The organism is Methylosinus sp. LW3 (assembly GCF_000527115.1).
GTDB lineage: Bacteria > Pseudomonadota > Alphaproteobacteria > Rhizobiales > Beijerinckiaceae > Methylosinus.
This window is the reverse complement of sequence record NZ_AZUO01000002.1, coordinates 70905-93459: the sequence shown is the minus strand read 5'-3', so window position 1 is coordinate 93459 and position 22555 is coordinate 70905. Positions and strand designations below refer to the sequence as shown.

Annotated in this window: 19 protein-coding genes and 2 pseudogenes; all 21 read right to left on the bottom strand. The window is 61.1% G+C overall.

What is annotated here, in order from left to right; all coding sequences use genetic code 11:
- Window position 1: 1 nt before the first annotated feature.
- Window positions 2-595, bottom strand: coding sequence for a hypothetical protein (locus tag METLW3_RS0120640; protein ID WP_024881697.1), 594 nt, complete (start codon window positions 593-595; stop codon window positions 2-4).
- Between the two features lie 2 nt (window positions 596-597).
- Window positions 598-2307 carry a putative porin gene (locus METLW3_RS0120635; protein WP_348625824.1) on the bottom strand — a complete coding sequence of 570 codons (1710 nt, stop codon included), beginning with the start codon at window positions 2305-2307 and terminating at the stop codon, window positions 598-600.
- Between the two features lie 198 nt (window positions 2308-2505).
- Window positions 2506-3252, bottom strand: coding sequence for an energy transducer TonB (locus METLW3_RS0120630; RefSeq protein WP_024881695.1), 747 nt, complete (start codon window positions 3250-3252; stop codon window positions 2506-2508).
- Between the two features lie 31 nt (window positions 3253-3283).
- Window positions 3284-3688, bottom strand: a complete 405-nt coding sequence (locus METLW3_RS0120625; RefSeq protein ID WP_024881694.1) for a biopolymer transporter ExbD — start codon at window positions 3686-3688, stop codon at window positions 3284-3286.
- A 5-nt stretch (window positions 3689-3693) separates the two neighbouring features.
- Window positions 3694-5508, bottom strand: a complete 1815-nt coding sequence (locus METLW3_RS0120620) for a MotA/TolQ/ExbB proton channel family protein (protein ID WP_036310020.1) — start codon at window positions 5506-5508, stop codon at window positions 3694-3696.
- Window positions 5509-5603: 95 nt separating this feature from the next.
- Window positions 5604-7394: a ShlB/FhaC/HecB family hemolysin secretion/activation protein gene (locus METLW3_RS0120615; protein WP_024881692.1), complete on the bottom strand. Its 1791-nt coding sequence runs from the start codon at window positions 7392-7394 to the stop codon at window positions 5604-5606.
- Between the two features lie 209 nt (window positions 7395-7603).
- On the bottom strand, window positions 7604-8590 hold the full coding sequence (locus METLW3_RS0120610) for a FecR domain-containing protein (protein ID WP_245267461.1): 987 nt from the start codon (window positions 8588-8590) through the stop codon (window positions 7604-7606).
- 362 nt (window positions 8591-8952) lie between these two features.
- A pseudogene (locus tag METLW3_RS27720) lies at window positions 8953-9791 on the bottom strand (IS5 family transposase).
- 112 nt (window positions 9792-9903) lie between these two features.
- Complete coding sequence (locus METLW3_RS0120595) at window positions 9904-10446, bottom strand: RNA polymerase sigma factor (RefSeq protein ID WP_024881690.1); 543 nt, start codon at window positions 10444-10446, stop codon at window positions 9904-9906.
- Between the two features lie 176 nt (window positions 10447-10622).
- Entirely contained in the window at window positions 10623-11354 is a 732-nt protein-coding gene (locus METLW3_RS0120590) for an STN domain-containing protein (protein ID WP_051592398.1), read from the bottom strand.
- Window positions 11355-11492: 138 nt separating this feature from the next.
- Window positions 11493-12095 (bottom strand): energy transducer TonB, encoded by a 603-nt coding sequence (locus METLW3_RS27070; RefSeq protein WP_245267460.1) that lies wholly within the window; start codon window positions 12093-12095, stop codon window positions 11493-11495.
- 341 nt (window positions 12096-12436) lie between these two features.
- A pseudogene (locus METLW3_RS26015) lies at window positions 12437-13171 on the bottom strand (IS6 family transposase).
- A gap of 6 nt (window positions 13172-13177) precedes the next feature.
- Window positions 13178-13438: a hypothetical protein gene (locus METLW3_RS28400; RefSeq protein ID WP_064033428.1), complete on the bottom strand. Its 261-nt coding sequence runs from the start codon at window positions 13436-13438 to the stop codon at window positions 13178-13180.
- Complete coding sequence (locus METLW3_RS0120570; RefSeq protein ID WP_024881687.1) at window positions 13435-13797, bottom strand: hypothetical protein; 363 nt, start codon at window positions 13795-13797, stop codon at window positions 13435-13437. Before METLW3_RS0120570 ends, METLW3_RS28400 begins: the two co-directional genes overlap by 4 nt.
- A 120-nt stretch (window positions 13798-13917) precedes the next feature.
- On the bottom strand, window positions 13918-15573 hold the full coding sequence (mbnF, locus tag METLW3_RS0120565) for a methanobactin biosynthesis FAD monooxygenase MbnF (protein ID WP_024881686.1): 1656 nt from the start codon (window positions 15571-15573) through the stop codon (window positions 13918-13920).
- 66 nt (window positions 15574-15639) lie between these two features.
- Window positions 15640-16920, bottom strand: coding sequence for a hypothetical protein (mbnM, locus tag METLW3_RS0120560; RefSeq protein ID WP_024881685.1), 1281 nt, complete (start codon window positions 16918-16920; stop codon window positions 15640-15642).
- A complete protein-coding gene (mbnC, locus tag METLW3_RS0120555; RefSeq protein ID WP_024881684.1) occupies window positions 16917-17501 on the bottom strand; it encodes a methanobactin biosynthesis protein MbnC in 585 nt (194 codons plus the stop codon). Before mbnC ends, mbnM begins: the two co-directional genes overlap by 4 nt.
- Window positions 17473-18306, bottom strand: coding sequence for a methanobactin biosynthesis protein MbnB (gene mbnB, locus METLW3_RS0120550; RefSeq protein WP_024881683.1), 834 nt, complete (start codon window positions 18304-18306; stop codon window positions 17473-17475). Before mbnB ends, mbnC begins: the two co-directional genes overlap by 29 nt.
- Window positions 18307-18385: 79 nt before the next feature.
- A complete protein-coding gene (gene mbnA / locus METLW3_RS28905) occupies window positions 18386-18484 on the bottom strand; it encodes a methanobactin (protein ID WP_161912153.1) in 99 nt (32 codons plus the stop codon).
- A 419-nt stretch (window positions 18485-18903) separates the two neighbouring features.
- On the bottom strand, window positions 18904-19881 hold the full coding sequence (locus tag METLW3_RS0120545) for an MbnP family copper-binding protein (protein ID WP_024881682.1): 978 nt from the start codon (window positions 19879-19881) through the stop codon (window positions 18904-18906).
- Window positions 19882-19944: 63 nt separating this feature from the next.
- A complete protein-coding gene (locus METLW3_RS0120540; protein WP_036309976.1) occupies window positions 19945-22455 on the bottom strand; it encodes a TonB-dependent receptor in 2511 nt (836 codons plus the stop codon).
- Window positions 22456-22555: the final 100 nt, after the last annotated feature.

The following is a 22555-nucleotide window of genomic DNA, read 5'->3' as shown; positions in this document are numbered from 1 at the left end:
CTCATGGCTTCACCTTGTGATCGAGGATCTTGTCGTTGTAATCTTGCAGGAGATTTTGGATTTCGATGCGCCGCACGCCCGTGAGCGGCTCGCTCGCCAAAGCGAGATCCGCGAAATTCGCCGCCTCATAGCGCTCCAGCAAATCGCGGCCGACCTTCACCAGCTCGACATTCTTCGCGTTACAGCTCTTGACGTTCGCCTTGTATGCTGCGGCCTGCGCTTCGAATTTGGCGCGCTCCGCGTCTTTGGTTCGCGCAACATCGGCGGCCTCCTCATAGGCCGCCTTCCACTTCTCTAAGGTCTCGTCTCGCTCTACGATGCGTCGATTGAACTCCTCTATTGCTTCGCGATTCTGCTTCGCGACTTGCTTGACTTCCGCCTTGGCCGCGCCGACTTGGTCTTTGAGTCGCGCGCGTTCACTCTCCGCCTCGGCGAGCTTGGCCTGCAGCGCGGCGCGCTGATCTTCCAGCGCGCGCTGTTGCGTGATCGCGCCACGTAGAGCCTCGCGAAGCCGATCCGCTTCCGAATCCGCTCGTGCGCCCGTGATCATCGACGCCGCAAGCGACACGGCGACAAAAAACGTCGGAAATCGCATCATCAGAACTTCCCGTTGAGATCGACATGCAGAACGTCGACGGCGTAAGGGACGCCGGAGATGCTATTCGCACTCATCCAGCGCAGCGACAGCCACACATTCTTGCCGACTCCGAGATTTCCGCCGACGAAATAGCCCTTCAGATTCGTGCCGCCGAGTCCGAAGTCGGCGTCGACGAACGCGTCCACCATCGCATCCGACCCGAGATATTTGTAGCCGGCAAAGACATTCCAATCCCAGAGACGACGAATTTCCCTATGTCCGACAGTTGCGCTCGCGAGATAGCCATATTTCCCGCCCACGTAATTGCCGGGATACCACTCGTTGGCGCTTATCTGGAATGCCCCGGTCAGATTGTTCGCGAGAATATCCGGCCTGATCTTTCCGTCGAAAGCCGTGTTCACCAGATACTCGCCATTCAGAACGACATGTACCGGATCGAAATGTCCGAAGTCGATCTCTCCGGAGGCGACGAACGGCCGAAACTGCTGGGCGAGTCCGAAATATTGATATTGACCGGTCGTCCCGCCGCTGTTCGACGTGTCGCTGATGATCGAGCGCAGCGGCATGTAGGTGTTGCCGCGCTGCGCAAAAGACGGCCGCGTCAGATCCGTGTTACACCCGTCTGATGCGCTATAGACGCGGCACGGGCTCGACAATTCTCCCTGCACCTTGCTGAAATCATAATAGGCGGCGGCGATCTTGAACGCATAATCATCATTGAGCTTGGCGGAGACGCCGAGCTGCCCCGCGAAGAGCCATTTATCGTGGCTCGGCAGCTTCGTCGGAGGGCCGCCGTCATAGGCCGGCAAATTGATTCCCGCGTTCAAATCCGTGTTGAAGACCGGAAAGGCTCCGCCGGCGACGAAAGAGGTAATGCCTTCGGCGATCTCGTATTTGCCCCGCGCAGCGAAGCCGTCGAATCCTATGTCTCGATACCAGACGAGATCGGTCGGCGACCAAAATGGATTATCCATTCGCCCAGCGGTCAGAGAAAATTCTTCGCGCGGCTGATATTTGAAGAAAGCGCGATCGATCCATAAGGAATATGTCGAGAAATTGCCGCCGCTCGCGCCGAAGGTCTGGTTCTGCGACACGGGCGAATTATTCTCGCCTCCCGCAAAGCGCAGGCTAGCCGAAAGGCCATCGTGAAGATCGGCGACCATTCCGAGTCGGCCGCGGAAGCGGAATTGATCGCGATTCTGCGTGACGTCATAGGTCGGATAGTAATAGGGGTTGGTCTTGCTCACATCATAGGGCGAACCGGTGTTGATCGCATTGAAATTGACAGCGTCGTATTGATCGTTTCCGCTGGGATAGTAGATTCCGCGATATCGCAGGCGCATGTCGCCATAGAACTGGATGCGCGACGCCCATTCCGGATATTTGCCGGGCGAGGCCCAATTTTCTTTCTCGGCCTGAGCCATGACCTCGTTCTTGATGTCCTCGCGCAATTGCCGCTTCACCACCTCCGGCACATAGGTCACATGTTTGACGCCCGGCGGCGACGCGGCGGCTGCTGCGGCCGCGACTTTCGCCGCATCGCCCGCTTTCACGGTCGCATCCTTCGCAGCTTGGCGCTGCACATAGGCCTCATTGGCCGCCTGCTCGACGAGCGACTTCGCTTGCTCCTCCGTCAGCACGCCCTGCTTGACGAGAAGATTGACCAGATTGATCGTCGCATTGGGCGATAGCGGCTTGGCTCGCGACACTCTGGCTGGCTTCGGCTCCGGGGTCTTTCCCTCGTCTGCGGCATCTTGCGCGACAACCGGAGCCGAGCCCGCGCATGCGCAAAGAGACGCGACGAAGACCAACGAACTGCGACGCGCTCCCGACTTTCTCTCGAACATGAAACTCCCCAGCACTCTTCAGCCTCGATGCGTGGCTTCGATTGAAACTATCTGCGCCGATCAACTCGGACGCTGCTCGGTGATCCGAATAATCATCGGCATCGGCATGCCTTTGGGCGGCGGCTCGCGCAGAGTGAGATTACCGAACACCTCATTGCGGAGAACCGCGTCGAGCTCGGCGTCGCCGGTCGTTCCGTTGAGCTGCACTCTGGTCACGCGACCGGACTGATCCGCCCACAAGCGGATATTGCCGCGCATCGTCGCTTTGCGCGTCCGCTTATGCGCCTCGAGAGCGGAACGGAGCTGGGATTGCACCATGGACGCATACCAGCCCCACCCGCTTCCGCCGCCGGAACCGCCATAAGCATTTCCCCCGGGCTTGCCGCCGAGATTGAACAGATCGCCGGGTCCCTGCGCTTTGGCGTCGAGCGAGAGTGGTCCAGGAGGCTGATCGTTCTTCGCATCCTTGATCGGCGCCTTCTGCGGCTCGTCGACCGGCTTCGGCTCTTGGAACTCCGGCTGGTCCACCTTCGTCTGCTCGATCATCTTCTGCTCAGGCGGCGGAGGGGGTGGAGGCGGAGGGGGCGGCTGAAGAATATTGACGATCGAAAGCTCGTGAATTCGGCGAGGCGCCGGAAGATCGTCATGTCCAGAAAGGACGACGATAGCGATGATCGACAGAACCGCGCCGCCGATCGCAATCGTCGCCCTATGGCGGCGCAGCCAGCCTCTCACAGACGCGTCATTGCGATGCTGGAAAGCTTCACGCTCCGGCCGACGATAACTTTGTCCAGTCGACGAATTCATGACGCCTTCTCCGAATTTCGCGCGCGGCAGCTCACTTCACCAACGGCTTGGTGGCGAGCCCCACTTGCGTGAGGCCGATACGCGACAAGAGATCGAGAACATCCATCACGCTTTGATATTGCGCCTGCGCGTCGCCGCGCAGCACGATCGGAAACTCCGGCGTCAACGCCTTCTGCTGGATGAGCCGCTGCTCGAGCTCTGGCAAGGTGACGGGAATCGTGTCGAGAAAAATCTTGCCATCATTGGCGATGGTGATCGCTTTCGTCGTTTGCGTGGCGAGGCTCGGAGCGGCGGAGGCCTTCGGCAGATTGACCTTTTGGCCCTGCACCGTCGCTGTCGTCATGATGATGAAGATCACTAGTAGAACATAGGCGAGATCGAGCATCGGCGTGATGTTGATATCGTCATAGGGCTTGGCTTCGTCTTGCATCTTCATTGGCGTCACTCCCCCGCAATTCGCCGCTCGACGACCTCGAACCGGCCTTCGGAATAGGATTCGGCCATGCGCGTCACGAATTCGTCGACGAAAACGTGAATGTCGCTCGTCAGATCTTTGATGCGGGAGATGAGATAATTGTATCCGAACAGCGCGGGGATCGCGACGCCGAGGCCGGCGACGGTCGCCACCAGCGCCGCGGCGATACCCGGCGCGATCGCATTGACATTCACATCTCCGCTCGCAGCGATCGCCGCGAAGGTGATCATGACGCCGACGACCGTGCCGAGCAGGCCGAGGAACGGCCCGCCAGAGATCGCGATGGTCAACACGACCATCATCCGATTGAGCTGTTGCGTCTCCTTGACGACCCCACTGTCGAGCGCCGCCCGGATCGCCGCGATCGACGGTCCGGAAAGCGCTCCCCTGCGCACGCCGGAGGCGACGAAGCGATGACGGATCTCCGAAGCGCCGATGTGATAGATTCGGTAGAGCGATGATGGACGCATGCTGTCTGCGTCCCGCTCGCTGATGCGGCCGCCCAAAGTCGCCACATCCTCATCGTCGCTGTGATCCAGCGCGGTAAGATCGGTCGCGAGCTCGCGAAAGCTCTTCATGAATTGCGCATTGGCCTTCGCCTGCCTGTTCAAATAGGTCGCGCGGTCGATCATGACGAGCCAGCTGATCGCCGCCATGATCATCAATAGGCCGATGATGATCCATCCATCGAGCGTCACCGATTTCAAGATGATCACCATATAGCCGGACAACCAGCTCGCGGTTTCTTCGTCCACGCTGAAGGAGATGAGCTTGGATGGATCCGGCCCCTGTCCGATCGCAGCGAATTTGATGAAGCCGGCCGAACGGGCACTCTTGGCGATTTGCAATTCGTCGATATCGCCGACGAATCCGGGAGCGCCCGCTTCGCCGCCGATCGCAGCGCTCGTTCGGAGCTCTGGAACGCTGGCGTCGAGCGTCGCATAGACGCGGCCGTCGACATAGAGCGAGAGGCGCCCCGCGCCAGCGACAACGGCGAGATGCCGCCAAGCATTCGCAGTCCAAGGCGCTCCGACGGCGCTGCGCGCGACGGCGCCGGCTGTCGTCACCTCGATGTAAGGCGCACCGTTGTCGAGGCCTATCGCCAATGCATCGGCGCCGGCGCGGCGGCTATAGAGCGTCGCATCGGACGCGAGCGTCGCCGGTTTGACCCAAGCCGAAAAGGTGAAAGCGTCGCCAGCGGCTAGCGCCAAGGACGGAGACGCGGGAATAATAAGAGGCGCGCGGCCGTCGAGCCGCAAGCCGCCGCCGATGATCGCGCCATCGGCTGGCTGACCGACGCTCGACGCATTGTTGCCCCACACTGACGAGTCGAGCGCCGGCGTTCCGCGTTCCGCGAAATGATAGACGAGCGCGGCGTCCGCATCAAAGGTCCCTTTGGGATCAGCGGTCGAGACGGCTTTTTTGTCGCCATAGTACAACCATATGTCCGTCTTTGCGCCGGGCTGCACATTCGGCGCGGCCACCCATATCAACGCCTCCCCTAGAAGGGGATCGAATTTCTCGATGTGATGCTTGAGCGGCGTCTTGTCGTCGCCGGCTACGAAGCGCAGATCGCCGCCATCCTCTTTGGCTGCGGAAAAGCGGAAATTGCCTATGTGCAGTCGCACCAGCACCGGCGTCGCGCCGATAGGATCCGTGATATTGGCTCCAGAGGCGCTAACGTCGATGGTGATTTTCTTGCGCAGCTGCCACTCGTCGTTCCACCAGGCGAATGCGGAGGACGACCACAATGTCATCATCGTAGCGACGCAGAAGAGCATCGAGGCGATGCGGAAGCGGCGGCGCGCGAACTCGAGCGCCAATTGACGGCCTCGCAGCTCGGATAGAATGGGCATGTCGAACGTCATCGTCGTCATCAGAATTCACCCCAGACACGAAAGTTCAGGCGCGGCTCCTTCGCCTGCGTATAGAGTTGGCTTATCATTGGCATCGAATAGACGAACATGCCGCTCACATGGTCGAGCAGCTTGATGCGCGCCCCGAAGCCATAGCTCCACAAATTGAAATGCGCCTGCTGCTCGGCCAGCGGGTGAATGACTTCGACGACCCCCTTGTCGACGAAGCCGAACAGCCTCCACTCGTTGAACAGGCTCACTGGCAGGCGATCCGCGCCGGCTTCTCGTTTGAACGCATCCTGCAGAATTTCGCCCACGTTGGGGCTGCGCAGTTCCACTGTGCCGGCGGCTCCAGTGTCGCCGAGGACCTCGGATTCGAGATAGCCCCTCACCGTGTCGAGACCACCGACGCTGATCTGCTCGCTCGAGGCCAATGGGCCATCGGCGATCTGGCCGACGATCCGGCCATAGCCCTGGAAGCCGCCCGGCAACTCCTGCAGATGAGAAACGTCTAGATTGAAATGCGTGAAGCTTCCCGACGCATAGGCGCGTTTGTTGTCGAACGCTGTCTCGTTGCTGCCCGCCGGCCGCATATTCAAAGTGAATGACGCATTGAGCTGCGTGGTGAAACTTTCGGTCTGATAGGTGGCGTTGTAAGTCGCGACCAGGGGATAATAGGTGATCGGCGAGGAGGATGAAGTTTCGGCTCCGATCCTGACGACCTCGCCGTAGTGCTTATAGTCGAGCCCCACCGAGACGGAATGATACAGATTCTCGATCGCCGGCAGCGACATCACAGCGCGCAATCCGACGGTCTGGCCGGGCCCGACGACATTCACTCCGCCGACAGTGGCGACGTCGCTCGTCGATGTGAGTCCATATGCGAGCACCGCCAGCCAATCGACGTCCGGCACGCGCGCGAGATAAGAGGCGGAGAAAACCTCGGCGTCGGAACGTTTCTGCGGCGCCGACTGATAGGTGAAGCTCAGCGAATGACCGAGTTGCCAAAGATTATCGTAGCGCACAGTCCCGATGATGCGCTGAGGCGTCGTGTTGGGCGAGCGACGATTGTTGAACTCCATATTCGCATGGAGCGGAAGCTTGTCTTCGACTTCGAGATCGACATCGACCGTGCCTGGCGCGACACCGGCGCGTAACGCGGGCGTCACGCGCCGGTCGGGCCATTGGTTGAGCGCGACGATGTCTTTCGTCACCTCGCTGAAATTCGGCACGGCGCCTTCCTTCAGAGAGGCCGCCTTGGCCTTGATCTGGTCGACATCGAAAAAGCGCGCGCTCTTCACGCGCAAGCGGCCGATTTTGAGCTCGGCGACCTTGAGGATAATGACCCCGCCTTGCGCATTTTGTTGCGGAACGGATACGGCGACCGTCTGAAAGCCTTTGTCGTGATAGGCTTTTTCGAGGGCCGCGCGCGCTTTTTCGACATCGGCGGCAGTGCGACCCGGGCCGACGAATGGATAGATCGCCTCCTCGACCTCGAGCTGCGTCAGTCGATCGGCTCCGTCGACGACGAAATCATCTATATCGAAACGCGCCGACGACGCGGAACTCTCCGACGCGGCTTTCGCGGAGGCGGGCGACTTGGGCGCTGTCGTTTCCGCGACCGCTTTTCCCGGGGACGTCGCCTCGGCGGCGCCTTCGGCCACCGCGCTCCGCGCTTTTCCGATGCACCAAGCGGACGTTGACGCCGACAAACCGCCGCACATCACCAGAACCGCGACAAAGTCACGACCAACATCGCTTCGAAACTGCAGATATGCACGACTGCGCGACCCACTACTGGACATGACCATTCGGTTCCTCACCAACGCAGGAAGCGCGCACCTGGCAGTCGATCGCTGCCCGATGCGATGATCAAACGCGCTCCCTCGTTGGAAAGACGATTCGGTTAGCCCGGACCCGAAAATCAAATTGCGAAAAAATACGGAGCCCTCACCTCGCGGAATCGGATCGGCGAGAATTTCGAGAGGATCGCATTTGCGCGCCGTGGTGCGGCGGCCGGTCAACCGAGAAGGACGACACCGCCCGGCAGCGCCAGCGCGCGGGCTCCGAACAGGCGCTGAACCTGCTCCACGAGAACCTCGAGCCGATCGACGCGAAAAACGCCGTCGACGATGCGTCGGCTCAAATCGGCGTTGGCGATGATGATCTTGCCCGGACGGTAGCGATTGACCTCTTCTATGACCTCGACGAGCGGCGTGTCGTGAAAGAGCAGCAACCCCTCCCGCCAAGCAGTCACTCGGCGCGGGTCGACGCGCGAGGATCGCATGACGCCGTCGGCGCCGTAAGACACTTGCTCGTCCTTGCCGAAGCGCAACGTGAATTCGCCCTGCGCGACGCTCACCGAGCCCTCGAGGCAGCTCACCGAGACAACGCCGTTGATGCAGCGCGCGTCAAAGCGCGCTCGACTCGCCGTGATCTTGCTCCCGGCCGCAAGGACGACGAGCGGCCGGGTCTGCGGCAGGTCGACGGAGACAGCCGTCTGTCCGGAAACCAGCTCGATCTGCAACGCGGACTGCGTCGGTTTAACCGCGATGCTCGTCTGGGTGTTCATCTCCAGCGAAACATCGGGAGCGAGGGCCACCATTCGCCGCTCGCCTTTGCCTGTCCGGTAGTCGGCTGAGAGTTCTTGGAGTGAGGGCCACAGATCGAGCGGCGGGTGCAAGACAGCGACTCCGGCAACCGAGGCGGCGATCGCGCCTCCGACAAACACGCGACGCGACAACGCCCTGCTCTGCGACATTATTTGCGGCGGCGATGCATTCTTCTGGCTCGCTTCTTCGGCTAGCTCGCGGCCGGCCGTGCCGACGAGACGCCAGACGCGCACGGCCTCCCGAAACGCCTCTTCGTGAAGAGGGCTCTGCGCGCGCCAATGCTGCAGTTCTTCGAGATCCACGGCGGAGGGCTCGCCGGCTTTCAGTCGCGCGATCCAGCCGAGGGCGTCGTCCAGCAGGGCGCGAGGCTCGCACGTATCGGCCGGCTCAATCACGGATCGAGGCTCGTCATCGGCGCCAGCCACGCCAGAATCCTCCGTCAGAAGGCGAGAGCGTCGCGTATCTTTATGCGATTCTATGGGTTTGGAGCAATCTTCTCGCATCGCATCTTTCGGTCCTGCGCGGAGCCGTCCGATCGGGTCATCACCTAGACCGAAGCCGCTGCAAACGAGACAACGGCCGCTCCTGTCGTCGAAGCTCCGCTCGGACGCTCGCAAAAGCGTCCGGTGCTCCTGAACATCAGACGACTGGCTCGCGCCTATCCCGAAGCGCGACGAAGACCAAAGTGAGACGATTTTGCGGGAGAGCTTTTGGACGGCGCATAGCGCGCCGATCTCTTAGAGTCTGTCCGTTAACTTCATACTTGATTACAAAGCCTTCTGAGCATGAGGCGGATGGAGGCGAGGTGAAGAAACGCCAGCGCCTTGCGATTGAGGTTTTCGAAGTCCTTGGCCAGCCTTCGGCAGCGACCGAGCCAAGAAAAGGTTCTTTCGACGACCCATCGGCGAGGCAGCACTTTGAAACCTTTGGCCGCATCGGAGCGCTTGACGATCTCGGTGTCGACAAACGGCAAGGCCTTCTTCTGTGCGTCGCGGAACTGCGGGCCTTGATAGCCGCCGTCGGCAAACAGCTTTTGCAGAAACGGGAATTTTCCAAACATCGTGCGCAGGACCAGAACGCCGCCATCGCGATCCTGAATGTCGGCCGGATGAACGAGCGCGTGAAGCAGCAAGCCTATCGTATCGACGAGAATGTGCCGCTTCTTGCCCTTGATCTTTTTTCCTGCATCGTAGCCATGCGGATCGATGCGATGCCCCCTTTTTCTGCGCTCTTCACGCTCTGGCTGTCGATGACCGCGGCTGTTGGGCTGGCCTCGCGCCCTGCCGCTTCGCGACACTTCACGTAGAGAGCATGATGGATGCGATCGAGCGTTCCGTCGTATGTCCAAAGATCGAAATAGCCATGGACCGTGCTCTTGGGCGGCAAATCCTTGGGGATCGCGCGCCATTGGCAGCCGGTCGAGAGCACATACATCAAGCCGTTCACGACCGCGCGCATCTCGACCGTGCGCTTCCCGCCGCCCCGTTTCGCCGGTGGGATCAGCGGTCCGACGAGCGCCCATTCCGCGTCCGTCACGTCGCTCGGGTAGCGCAATTTGCTACGATCGTAGCGCGTGCGATTTTCATTCGTCCACATCGGCGGTCTCCGCGAGAATCAGGCCGCCTCTATTGAATCACAAGCGATTCATCCGATTCAACTTGTCTTCGGACCGACACTTAGAGCGCATCGTCACGGCGCATCCGCGTCATTATGACTTCGGCCGTGGCCCCCCCAGACGGACCACACGCGTGCGACTCAGACGTTCCGCGCAATGCGTCAAAGCATATCGGAGATCAGCCTCGACCGTTCGGGTGGTGACATCCAGACTGATTGCGACCTCTTGCGCTGTCCGACCCTCGACGGCGATTTTCCTCAGCACTTCACGGCGGCGCGGCGACAGCTCGGCCATCGCGCGCGTGAAAGCTTCGATCTCTGAACGCGCTTCGGCGATCTGAGCCGGTCCCGGCGCTTCATCGCAAATGTCGAGGATCGCGTCCACCGCAGCAGCGCTCACGCGATTACGCCCGGCTTTCTTGTGATCCTTGGCGATATTGACGGCCGTGCGAAAAATATAATCCTTCGGGCTTCGAACGTCCGCCGCCTCGCCCACCCGGTCCAATCGCAGGAATGTCTCGTGAAGCGTTTCGTAGGCGAAATCCGCCGAGCCCAATCGCCTCGTGAGTCGTCTCAGCAATTCGTCGTAGCTTTCGACGAGCTGACTGCACAAACGCGCACGATTGGTCTGTATCACGGAACTCGGGCCCCAACGACGCCGGCCCTCGAGACCTCGAGAGCGTGCAGTCACTAACGGTGTTGAACGACGAATTTATGACAGCCCCGCTCGAGGCGCCGTCGAATATCCTTTATGCGAACTCGGTTCCGTCGCTGCGGTGACACGATCTCGACGGTTATGACGAACAGCTGCGTCTATTTGAGCGATTTGACGACGACCAGGACGCGAACGGGCAGCGGCAGATGCGTCGGCGCATCCCGGCTGATGAGAAGCCCTTGCAGAGAGGCGCTCACCGCAGCGTCCCGCTCGCTGTCGCCGGTCGACTGGAACAGTTGAGCGCGTTCGACCCTGCGCGCATCGTCCACCCAGAGCTTGACGCCGATACGATAGTTTCCCGAGCGCGTCCGCGCATTTTTGCGTAGAGCCCTCTCGATGTCGCTGCGGACGGCGTCACTATAATCTCGCAAGAGCGCCTGTTCTTGTTCGCCGTCCCTAGACGCCTCAACTTGCAGCGGATCGAGAGACATATCAGCAGATGCGAGAGGATGAGCAGGCGGCAGATCAGAGAGGGCCGCAAGCCGCTCGAGCGTGATCGCATTGGGTCCGACATAGCGAGCTTTGATGTCGGTTCCCGCCAGAAGGCGCTCGAGCGCGGCGTCCGCCGTGAAGCTTCCATGCAGCGGCGCAGATCGGCGCCCCGCCGCAGAGCGGCTCTCGAAGAGCACTTGCACGCCGGCCGCCTGGCCATAGGCCTCCAGCGCGCTCGCGAGCGACTGTGCGGGAATGTCGAAGAAGCGGGCCGACTCCTCCCGTGCGCCCTCGTCCTGGGCCGACGCCGCATAGGCGAAAGCGGCGACCCACGCCATTACGAAAAACGGTGGCAGGAACGACGCCCGCGCGGCGCGAATGCGATCGGCCTCGCCCACGGAAGCCCTCGGCCCGGTCGCAGAAACCCGTTTGACCGACAAATCGATGCGCATGACTCTCAACTCTACGATCCGCAACGACGCTGCCGCATCGCGTTCCAATCTGCGCTCGCATTCCTGCGATGAATGGTCCGCGCGTCAGAGCATATCAAAAGCGATCGGCGCGAGAATCGTCAGCCGGTCGGGCAGTTCGCGGGGGATTCTCGGCAGCGGCTGCGCCCGCCGGATCGTTTCGGCTGCCGCCGCATCGAGAGCGCTCTGGCCAGAGCTGGTCCGAATCTGCACATCGGTGACGGCGCCGTCCCGCCGCATGGCGAAGAGCACTTGCACCGTTCCCTGCTGTCCCGCTCGCCGAGCCTCTTCTGGATACCGCCGAAACCGGGCGATATGGGCCAGCAACGCCTTTTGGAAGGCGATCGCCGCTCGATTATCCGAAGTGAGCATTCGGGTCGAGGATGCAGCGGGGGCCTCTGCGACAGACGTTGTGTCGACGGTCCGTTCCCGTGGCGTTGGCCTCGTGTCCGGGGCGACAACGGTCGGCTCGGATCGTTCGACGGAGCGCTCGGACAGCATAGCGGACGCCGTCCCGTTCCTCGGCGGAGCCGGCTCCTGCGGGCGGTCGACGTGCTCGCGCGGAGGAAGCAAGCGGACGTCGATTACAGAATCCTGCGTCCTCGAATAGATCGACGACGGCGTTTGGCGCAGCAAGTAGACACCCACGGCGAGCAGCGCCGGCACCATCAATGTTACGCCGACCAGCCATCTCACCTCGAGCGGCTGGGCGACAGCGAACCAAGCCGCCCCCTGCCCGCGCTCGGGAGTCGGCGAACCCTGATCCGACATGCCAGCTACCCCAGTCCCACGCGACGAAAGAGCAAGACATCCGCCAACGGACGTAATCCCGACGCCCACTAGCGAGCGAGCTTACAGTCGACCCAATACGGCATTTTGTGACCGCAACGAGGCGCACTCGGCCCATTTCCGCGCCGCCTTCCGCCTAGATCGCCCCATTTACATGCGATAAATGTCTCCGTTTGATGACAAGCCGCCGCCAAGTTGGCTGTAGGGTTGCGGTACAAATGTTAGGAACGGCCGCTCGATCTGGTTCGGAATTTCGTCGGCGACGAGCACCGTCTCCAAATATCAGGCGCTGTTCGTCCAGCGGTTCTAAATTTGCTCAGTGCGAATTGACCTTTCCTGATCCGATGCATGAGCTCTATCCCGGCGATAGTGACCGACGCGCGCCGAAATCGCTCGAGCCCGAGCATCGCCCCAAGCGGAGCTTGATCGCTCGATGATCCTGTTCAATGAGATTGTTCAAATATTTCGACGATCGTATTTTGGTTCGAGCGCCGCCTCGATGCTCTCCGAGGACTTCACGCGCCGCTCTATACGAGGCCTGATAGCCGTCGAACGTGATTTTGCGTGGCGCGCGACCTCGGTTCGCGAATGCCCCGACGGAAAAACGCTTTGGCCGCGGCGACGTCTCGCTTGGCGCGCAGAAGAAAATCGAGAGTCTTTCCTGCCTTGTCGACGGCGCGGCAGAGATAGGTCCAGCGGCCCTTGATCTTGACATAGGTTTCATCCACGCTCGGCCGACTGGGCGAGCGAAGCCGTTCCACCGCCTTTCGAAATTCTGGAACATATCGTTGGACCCAGCGCACGATCGTCGTATGAGCGAGCGACACTCCACGTTCGGCTATCATCTCCACGAGATCCCGAAAACTGAGCTTATAGCGCAGATGCCAACGCACGCATAGAATGATGATCTCGCGATCGAAATGGCGGCCTTTGAAAAGATCGTCGACGCTCAACATCGGTCCTCACCCGTGCAACATCGCTCCTCGTATCGAGCGAGTATGCTCGTCTCCCGCCGTTTGCACCAGAGCCCTGTGGCGCTCGTCGGTTGGCAGGGAGAACGACGAGAGCGAGCGCGCGCCCGTGTCGGCGTCGAATATCGCCACGGCGCCGCCCTGATCCGAATGCTCGGCCGCATCAATTAGGACCTGGCGAAATAACCCGCGCCGTTCGGCGAGCGCCCCTCCGGCGCGGTTGGCGAGCGCTCTCGATAAAGGAACGCTCATTGTGCCTCCGGGCCGACTTTTCCTGCCGCCGGAGCTTGCGCCTTGCTCGCCGTCTGAAGGATTTTCGCGCGCCGATAGGTGAGCCTTTCTCTCTCCTTGCGGCTCAAGTTGGATGAGGTCGCGGCGCGATCACACGCCTCGATGATCGCCTGGACATTCCGATCCGTCACGTCTTCTTTCGTGAAGCAGGCCTGCCAGCTCACCAGGAGCTGCAGAATGTTCGAGTCGGCATCGGCGTTTCCTCGCGTCGTCTCGATCACTTTGTCGTGACAGCCGCTCCCATCTCCAATAGCCGGCGCGGGGCAGCTCACTGTCGGTTCGAGCGCGAGCGCAGTGTATGCGGCGGCGAGCCCCAGCATGACGCCTCCGGCGCCGACAAAAGCCGAGCATGCTCGGCTGCGTGCGAAAACAACGCCTCGGAACGCTCTGCGAGCTGGCGGGATTTTAGGAAGCGGGCTTTTTGGGGCTGACATGGCTCCTCACGGCACGACTTTGGCCATCGACGCGTAAGCAGGCGACGAAGGTGGGACTTCGCGCCGATCGAGACAGCGCGCGCGATCGAGGGAACGCCTCAGAATTGCTTCGGAATCTGCGCTCCCATCGACTGATCGCGATGCGATGAAGGCGTCGGGGCGCACGAGCAGAGCTCCGCTCGGTCCGAGCCCGGTTCGCGAGAGAAATGCACCGGTCGGATCATCGACATCCACTCCGATCAGAAAGGCTCTCAACGGCGCGTCTTCGCCGTGAGAGAGCGCTCGCGCGGCCTCGATCCATGCGGATCCGGAGGGACCGGCCAGCAGCACAAATCCTTGTCCCACGAGATCGTGCGTCGAAATCTCGGCGCCGTTTCTGACGAGCGGAACATGCGCGAGTCGGGACCCGGGCTTTCCGCTCGGATGCAGCGTATCGTCCGCCGGCAGTCCATCGTCCGGCTCGTCCAAGGAAATAGCCGGCGATCGATAGCGATAGCTCATCGCGGCGTCGAGATAGTTGACTCGACCGAAGGCGTCAGAGAGATCGGAACGGTCCTGACGTAGCCGTTCGACATAATTCTCGGTCGCACGCGCGATCGAGAGCTGCGCGACGGGACGGCGCTCGGCGTCATAGGTGTCCAGCAAAGCCGGGCGGGCCTCGCCTTTGATCACCATGGCGAGCTTCCAGGCGAGATCGGCCGCATCCTGGATCGCGGTTTGACCGGCGAGGCCTCCGACCGGCGGCATTATATGGGCCGCGTCGCCGGCGAGAAACACACGGCCGAGGATCATTCGTTCGGCGAGCAACGCCGACATCCGCCAGGGAAGGACGTTCAGAATCTGGACGTCGAGATCGGATTGACCCAACGCCGCGCGCACGAGTTTCTTACATCGCTCGACATCGAAGTCCGACACGGTTTCGCGAGCCGCGTCATATTCGACATTGAGTTGCCCACGGTCGGGATCGTCGCAGCTGACGAAGGCTCCCGTGAAGTCGCGATGACGTAAGTAGCAGAGAAGGAAGCCGCGCTTCCCCATCGCGATCGACAGATCGGCTTGGAAGAGAATGGACACTGCGTGAGACACGCCGTCGAGTCCGATCATGTCGACGCCGAGCGCTCTGCGGATAGCGCTGCTGCTTCCATCGGCGGCGACGAGATAGTCGGCATGGACCATCGTCTCCTCTCCACTCTCCGTGTCGCGCAGACAGGCGCGGACATTGTCCACGTCTTGCGATACACGGATGAGCTCGGTCGAAAAGCGAATGTCGGCGCCATGCGCTCGCGCATGGCGAAGCAGCACCGGCTCGACGCGATCCTGGCCGGCGCTGCAAAGCATTGCCGGCGAGAGCGGGCGCGGATCGAATCCGCCCGGCGTCGCCATTATCTTTATGGGCGAGCTCGTGACCGTCTCAGCGACCATGATCGTCGTGTCGCCGGGCGCAGCTCGCGTGACGAGGCGCAGGTCGTTTTCGAGGCCAGGAACCTGCCGTAGCAGCTCGAGGCTGCGAAGATTGAACCCGTGCGCTCTGGGATGATCGGAGAGCGCGGCGCGGCGCTCGATGAGCCGGCACGGAACGCCGCGGATGGAAAGCATCAGCGCGGCCGTCAGCCCCGCATATCCGCCGCCCACGATCAAAACTGGCGCATGTTCGGATGGCATGGTCCTGCAACCTCCTGCTCTCTCGCGTCGCGTCTTCTCTCGGCGCCCCTCGCGGATCATGGCTTTTCAGAGGGCCGCGTTCGCGCGCACGCTGCTCCTGGGCAGTGTGAGACGCCGCCAGAGCCACAGCGCGCAGATAGCCTCAGGGACGATCAGCGACGTATAGGTCAACGGCGGCGAATCGGCCGCGAGTCCCAACGCCAAAAGAGGCACGGCGCAGGACCAGAGCGCGACGCTGTCCGCTTTCGCGACCTCGGCGAAAGCTCCGCGCGACAGCAGCGCGGCCCTCGTCACATTGGCCGCGTGTCGAAGCGGTAGTGAAACGGCGAGCGCCACGATCAGGGACGACCACCAAGGCCCCTGCTGACCGTACAGATCGCCGAGCAGATCGCGGCTTGTGAACAGCACGAGCGCAGCGAAGAAAGAGACGGGCGCGCCGCGAAGCCAAAGCGCGCGGACGAGCGGCGCGATGACGTCGTCCCCGACGCGCGCCAGTCGGAAAGAGAGAAAGCGCGTGAGCGCCAGCAATGGCGCGAAGACAAGGAGCATCAGCGTCTGTCCGGCGGCATAGGCGCTCAGCCGAGAAATGTCGTAATGTCCGAGCCAGGGGGCCGCGAAAAGCATGACGCCGACCGTTACCGCGAAATGCACCGCGACAGTTCGCTGCGACTCCCACGCCGTCGAACGAAAGAAACTCCTAGCCAAGGAACAGCTCGGAATGTGGAACGGCGCTGCGTGACGCGAAGAGAGGATGCGCCAACACCATATGGACGAGACGATCGCAACGACGAGCCCGCTCGCGAAGCAGCCCCGAAGCCCCAAGCCCAGAACGCCGATGAAGAGGAGATTGCCACCGATCTTCAATGCGCCTTCGATCAATTTCCAGCGAACGATGGAAACGCCTTCGTCCAGCGCATGGAGAATGAGAATGGCGGCGGTGACGGAGAAGCGCAGGGGCGTGGCGACCGTGTACAGGTAGATAGCCGTCTCGATCTGCGCCGCGACTTCGCCCTCGCCTGCCACCAACGCAGCCAATCTGGGATAGAACATGAAGCCGAGAAGCCCGCAGAACAGGCCGCCGATCGCCGAGAGGAACAGCGCGCCGCCGATCGCTGTCGCCCCGTCGGCTGTGCGTCGCCTTTGCGCGACGATGGTCGAGGCGACCGTTCCCATGGCTGTCATCAGCACGAGATCGAGCAGCGCCAGACGCGTGAGAAGAACATAGGCGCTCTGCGCGTCGCCTCCCAGCCACCCCAGCGTGACGATATCCACCTGCAGCACGAGCTGCGTGGAGCCGATACTGACGAGCAATGGCCAATATCCGCGCCAGAAGCCGCTTTCGATCATCGCGGTATCGGCCGCCAGCCGGGAAAATGGCCGAGTCTGAGACTTGGCGTGAAGAAATAGCCGAACAGGCCGTCCGGCGCCGGAAGCGGCTCCTCGAACTCGAGGCGCTCCACCTGGTTCAGGCCGCAATAGACGCTGTCCATCTTCCAGCCGACCACCACTCCATCGATCAGAGGCGTGCCGATCACGACGCCGAGGTCATCGACATTGCGATCATAGCCGAGCCAGCGAGCGGCGGAGGCCGTCATCATCGACAACAATAGTTCCTCGCTCAGCCGGTCCCGAAACTCCGACTGCGCCAGCCATTGATAGACCCACAGAAAATAGGTCCAATCGAAGGACAGCTTCTCCTGTCTGGCCCAGGCCATGAAAGGATGGAAGATCGACGCTCCGTCCGGGCCGGACAGATCGAGCAGCAATGGGCAGGTGTCGAACAGCGTGTGCCAATAGGCGCGAAGGCTTATGTCGATGCGGATATAGGAACGTGACTCGCGTGGATAGGTCGCGAGCCGCGCAGGGTCGATAAGATCGGCATAGAGATCGGCGTCGATTCTAGCTGGCGCAGGCGACAAGATCGGCATGCTCGAGCTCCTGAGTGTGGGGGAATATCTCGCGCAGACGCTGCAGATCGACTGCAATCGAATCATAGTCGATGTTGATGTCGCGCTCGTAGGTGATCGTCGCGCCGGGCTTGTCGAATGACGAGCGCATCGAGGACAGAAATTCGATCGTATCCGGCGCCATCTCTCGATCATGCGCGTCGACGATGACATGAGGCGCGCTGAATGACTGCGCATAGCCCGCGACATGAAAATGCTGCGTCGTCTCGACGATATCGTTCCAGAGGTCGAGCGGCGCGCCGCAATTGTGCTTCGCGCAGACGGCGTTCGATGCGTCGAAGAGAACTCCCGCGCCGGTCTCCTTGGATAGGCGCCGATAAAAGGCCGGCGCATCCCATCCGCCCTCCATGATCGATGGAAAATTTTCGAGATAGAGGCGACGTCCGAGCAAATCCTGCCACTTCTCGACGCGCCGTCGAACGGCGTCGAATTGCGTCTCGTAATCTATTTCGCCCAGGTTGTAGAAGCATCTGCCTTCATGTGTAAAACGTAGCAAATGGTCCGACACGTAGATCGGGTTCAATGCGTCGATGAGAATCCGTATCCGCTTCGCCAGCTTGCCGAGGACCTCGTCGTCACTCTCGAGAAATTTCGAGAACATGATATGAAATGCGATCGGGCAATCGAGAGTCGTCTCCAGCTCTTTTGGGGGGACATGGAGAAAATTGTCGATCAATAGCTCACAATAGTCGATCTGGCGCGCCTTGATCATCCGCTGGACCATGTCGAGGGTCGCGTTGAGCGTGAAATTGAAGCCGATCAGCATATCGAAACAGGCCTCCAAGAAAATGACCGTAGGTCTCGAGACGCCGCCCCCGGCGAATGCGACGGGGGCGGCCTGCCGATCAGGGGCAGAGCGGGCCGCACATCGGGCACGAGCTGCACATCGCGCCCAGACGACCGACGACCGGGAGAACTTCCTTCTTGGCGATCTTGATAGCCATTGCTTCCTCCTGAAAAACGCCGAGTTGAGCCAGTCTGACTGTATTATACAGAATAGACAAAGCATCGCATCTGCGGCGTTCAGCCATGCGACAAATATATAATGGCTGAAAATTCTCCAATTGCAATACAAAACCGCATATTTTTCTCGCCGTTGGCCGAAAATAGCTGAGTGTAAAAAATATATACATTGCGTACGTAGTATAGATTGCACAAATACATTTTGTGGCGCAGGCCTCCAATGGGCCGGAGACGCGCGCTGAGAGATCGATCCAGCGGCAGCGCTGCGCGTGATTATCGATGAACTCTTCGAGCGTCGCGGTCGTCCCGTCATGCATGCAGGGCGACCGCGCCACAATGTTGCGGCGCGGTCGCCGCTGCGGCGATATCGGCTACGAACGCGAGCGAAGCGGTGCGCGTTTCATTGCTTGCCGCCCACGATCTTCGCCGGCTTGGCGGCGCCGACCTTGAAGACCGGCGAGACGCCGGGCTTCGTCTGCTTGCCGGCGTCGCCAGCGCCTGGAGCGCTTTCCGCGAGATTGAGACCGAGCGCCGAGAAGATCGCCGGGCATTCTGGATCGTCCAGCGCGGTCATGCAGCCGATCGCGCCACCTTTGTCGACAAGAAGATCGGTGTTCTCGAACAGGCGCGTCAGATCGAACTCGACGCGTTGGGTCTTGGGATCGAATCGGTCGAAGGTGACGGTGAAGCGATTCTCGCGCGCGCAGGAGACGATCTCGCCCGTCGCCGGATTGCCCTTGCAGCCCGACGAGCCGAGATGCGTCATCCATATCCGCGTCTTCGAGCCGTCGGACTTGGTGATGTACGGCGCGGGCGGGATGACTTCCACGAGAAGAAATTTGCGGCCGGCCTGCCAGTTCCACGCCATGGCGGCGATGTCGAGCGGCGGGGCCGCGGTTTCCGTGCTCGAATGATTGAGCGAGACGATCTTGTCGTCCGCCATGCCCTGGACCGGCACGCCGATCGAGAACTCGAGTCCTGCATAGGCGCCAGCTGGCGCGGTTCCGCCGACCGTCGTGTTCTTTGCGGGATTGGTGTCGGTGCAAGGCGTGTTGCCGCCGCGCGCGTCCTTGAAGTCGAGCAGAGCGACGCCGGCATATTGCCAGTCGTTCTGCGCGAGAGCGACGGGCGTGCGCACGCCCTTCGCGTCGATCAGCTTCACGTCGTGAATATAGAAGCGGGCGTCGTGCAGCTTCGTCTCGAGACGCCCGCTACCGAGATTGGACAGAGGCGCAGCGCAACCGACATCCTTACCATCCGCCGTCAGCGCGAAGCGGAGCGTCACCGCCTGGTCCCGCGCTGCGGCGCCGTGACAGGTTCCGACTGTGAGAGCTGCCATCAGCAGCGCCGCGAGCTTCGACTTTTGTTCCCGCATCATTCGTCGCTCCTACCAGCTGGATCGCACCCTCGTTTCAGTCGGCCGCCGAATTCGCAAACGGACTTAGAACTCCACGCGCAGAGAGCCGAGGAAAGTGCGCGGCGCGCCGGTCTGGATGGTGTAGCGGTCGTAAGAGGCCGGAAAATATCTCGCATCGCCGATATTCTTCACATTCAGCTGACCCGTGACGGTGAGGCCGGCGATCTGCGTCGTGTAGGAAATCATGCCATTGACGATCGCATAGCCCGGCACGACGAAGGAATTCGCATTGTCGCCGAGATAGCTCTCCGAGACCGACACGCCGGCTCCGAGGCCAAGGCCGCGGAAAGCGCCGTCCGCGTCATATTTGATCCAGAGATTTCCGTAATTGCGCGGACTTCCCGCCAGCTTCTTTCCGGTGACGGCGAGCTGGGTCGTGATGAGGGTGAGCGGATTATAGGAGGGCGATCCCTCCACGGTGCGCACATCGTCATGCGTATAATTGGCGATCACGCTCCAATTGTCGTCGATGCGGCCCGTAAGATCGAATTCGAAGCCCTGGCTGCGGGCCTTGCCGATCAGCAGCGTGTTTCGCGTGTTCGTCGGATCGGTATAGGGGACGTTGGACTTGACGATGTCGAAATAGGCCATCGTCAGCGAGAGGCGCTTGTCGAGGAGCTCCGCCTTGATGCCTGCTTCATATTGCTCGCCTTTCTGCGGAGCCAGTGGCGCGAGATTTTGCGTCGTGCCGTTGTTCGCGCCGAAGGACTGCGTGAAATCGCCGAACAGCGAAAGCCAGGGAAGCGGCTGGTAGACGACTCCGACGCGCGGGCTGAAGGCGTTGGAGTAGACATTCACATAAGAGGCGCGCGCGGCATAGTCGGACGTGCCGATCTTGTTCGAGCCCGTTTCCGTCCAGTCGTAGCGGCCGCCGAGCAGCACATGTACCGAATCGTCGAAGAAGGAGAGCATGTCCTGGCCGTAGACGCCGGTCCATTTCTGACCCGCGGCGCCGTAGCTGGCGGTCCCTCGATAGGGATTCTCCGGCAGCCAATAAGTGGGCGCATAAATATTGATCGTGCTGATCGGGCTGAAGAAATAGGTGATGTTCACGGGCAGGTAGGTCCCGAAATAATCATATCCGAACAGCACGGAATGCTCGATCGGCCCGGTCGTGAAACGGCCCTTCAAATCAACATTGGCGCCGAAGCTGTCCTCGCCATAGCCGGGCAGGAAATTCACGACACGGTTCATCACTCCCGTCGCCTGATTGATGCCCAGTATCGAGAGATTCTCGTTGTTCGTGTCGATGTGGTAATAGCTGAGCCGGTTCGTCAGGCTCCAGCCGGGAAGGAATTCGTAAGTCGCATCATAGGCGATGCGCTTGCGCTCGAAGTGGTTCGGCGTCGATTTCATAATGGACGGCTCGCCCAAATATCGGCTCACCGGAATATTGGCCGGAGCGCCGCCGATCGCAGGGAAGGTCGGATAATCGTCGACATAGGTCTTGTTCTGATATTCGAAATCGATGTTCATCTTGAACTGCTCGACCGGACGAATGGTGATCGTCGGCGCGATGAAAAGATTTCGATCGGTCACGAAATTGCGGTAGGAATCGGTGCTGTAGAACTCCCCGTTGAACCGGTAGAGAACGCTCTTCTCGTCGTTCAGCGGCCCAGTAGCGTCGAGAGTCGTTCGTGTCCCGCCGAAGGATTTCACCTGTTGCTGCAATGAATAATAAGGCGTCTCGAGCGGTCGCTTGACGACCAGATTGATGATGCCGCCGGGCTCGCCTCTGCCGAACAGCATGGCGGCCGGACCTTTCAGCACTTCGATCGCTTGCAGATTCGTCGTGTCGAGATTGCGCAGCCTATATTCCATCAGCCCGTTCTTGTAGACGTTGCCGACGGTGTTGTAGAAACCGCGAACCTTGAACAGCTCGATGCCGCTGATCCCTTGCGTCACGCCGCTGACATTGGAGAGCAAGGCGTCGTTGACGGAGATCGCCTGCTGATCGTCCATCGTCTGGCGCGTCACCACCTCGACCGTGATCGGAGTCTTCAGTAGCGGCGTGTCCGTCTTCAGCGTCGAGGGCGCGCGGACGGCGTTGTAGCCGGTGTGCCGATCTCCCGGCCCTTGGCTGCCTGCGCCCGAGCCGGGGCGGCTTGTCGGACGATTGGGCTCGGAGCCGATATCGATCGTCGGCAGAGGCGTGGCGCCGCCAGCGCTCGCATCGTTGCGAGTGTCGCCGGCTTGAGCCAGGACGATCAGCACCGACTTGCCGTTGGGAGACAGCTCGTAGCTCAGCCCCGTTCCCGACAGGACTTCCGACAGCGCCGCCGCGAGACTATGCGATCCCGAGACGCCTCTCGTCCGATACGAGCGGGTCAAGCGTGAGTCATAGACGATGCGCACGCCGCTCGCGTCAGCGACGCTGTTGAGCGCAGTCGAGATGGGGCCGGCCGGAATGTCGTAGCTTCGTACGATCTCGGCGATTTCCTTCTGCGGCATCTGCGCATGCGCTTCGGCGCGATCCGCGTTCGATCCGAATGCGAGAGCGCCCATCGCGGTCAGGATGGCCGTCGCCCCCATCATCCCACCCTTCGCTGACTTGCTGCCGTGAGGAATCCGATCCGACATCTCGTTTTGGTCCTGTCCCGTCTCCTGGCGGCAGACACCACGCCTCCCACTCAGA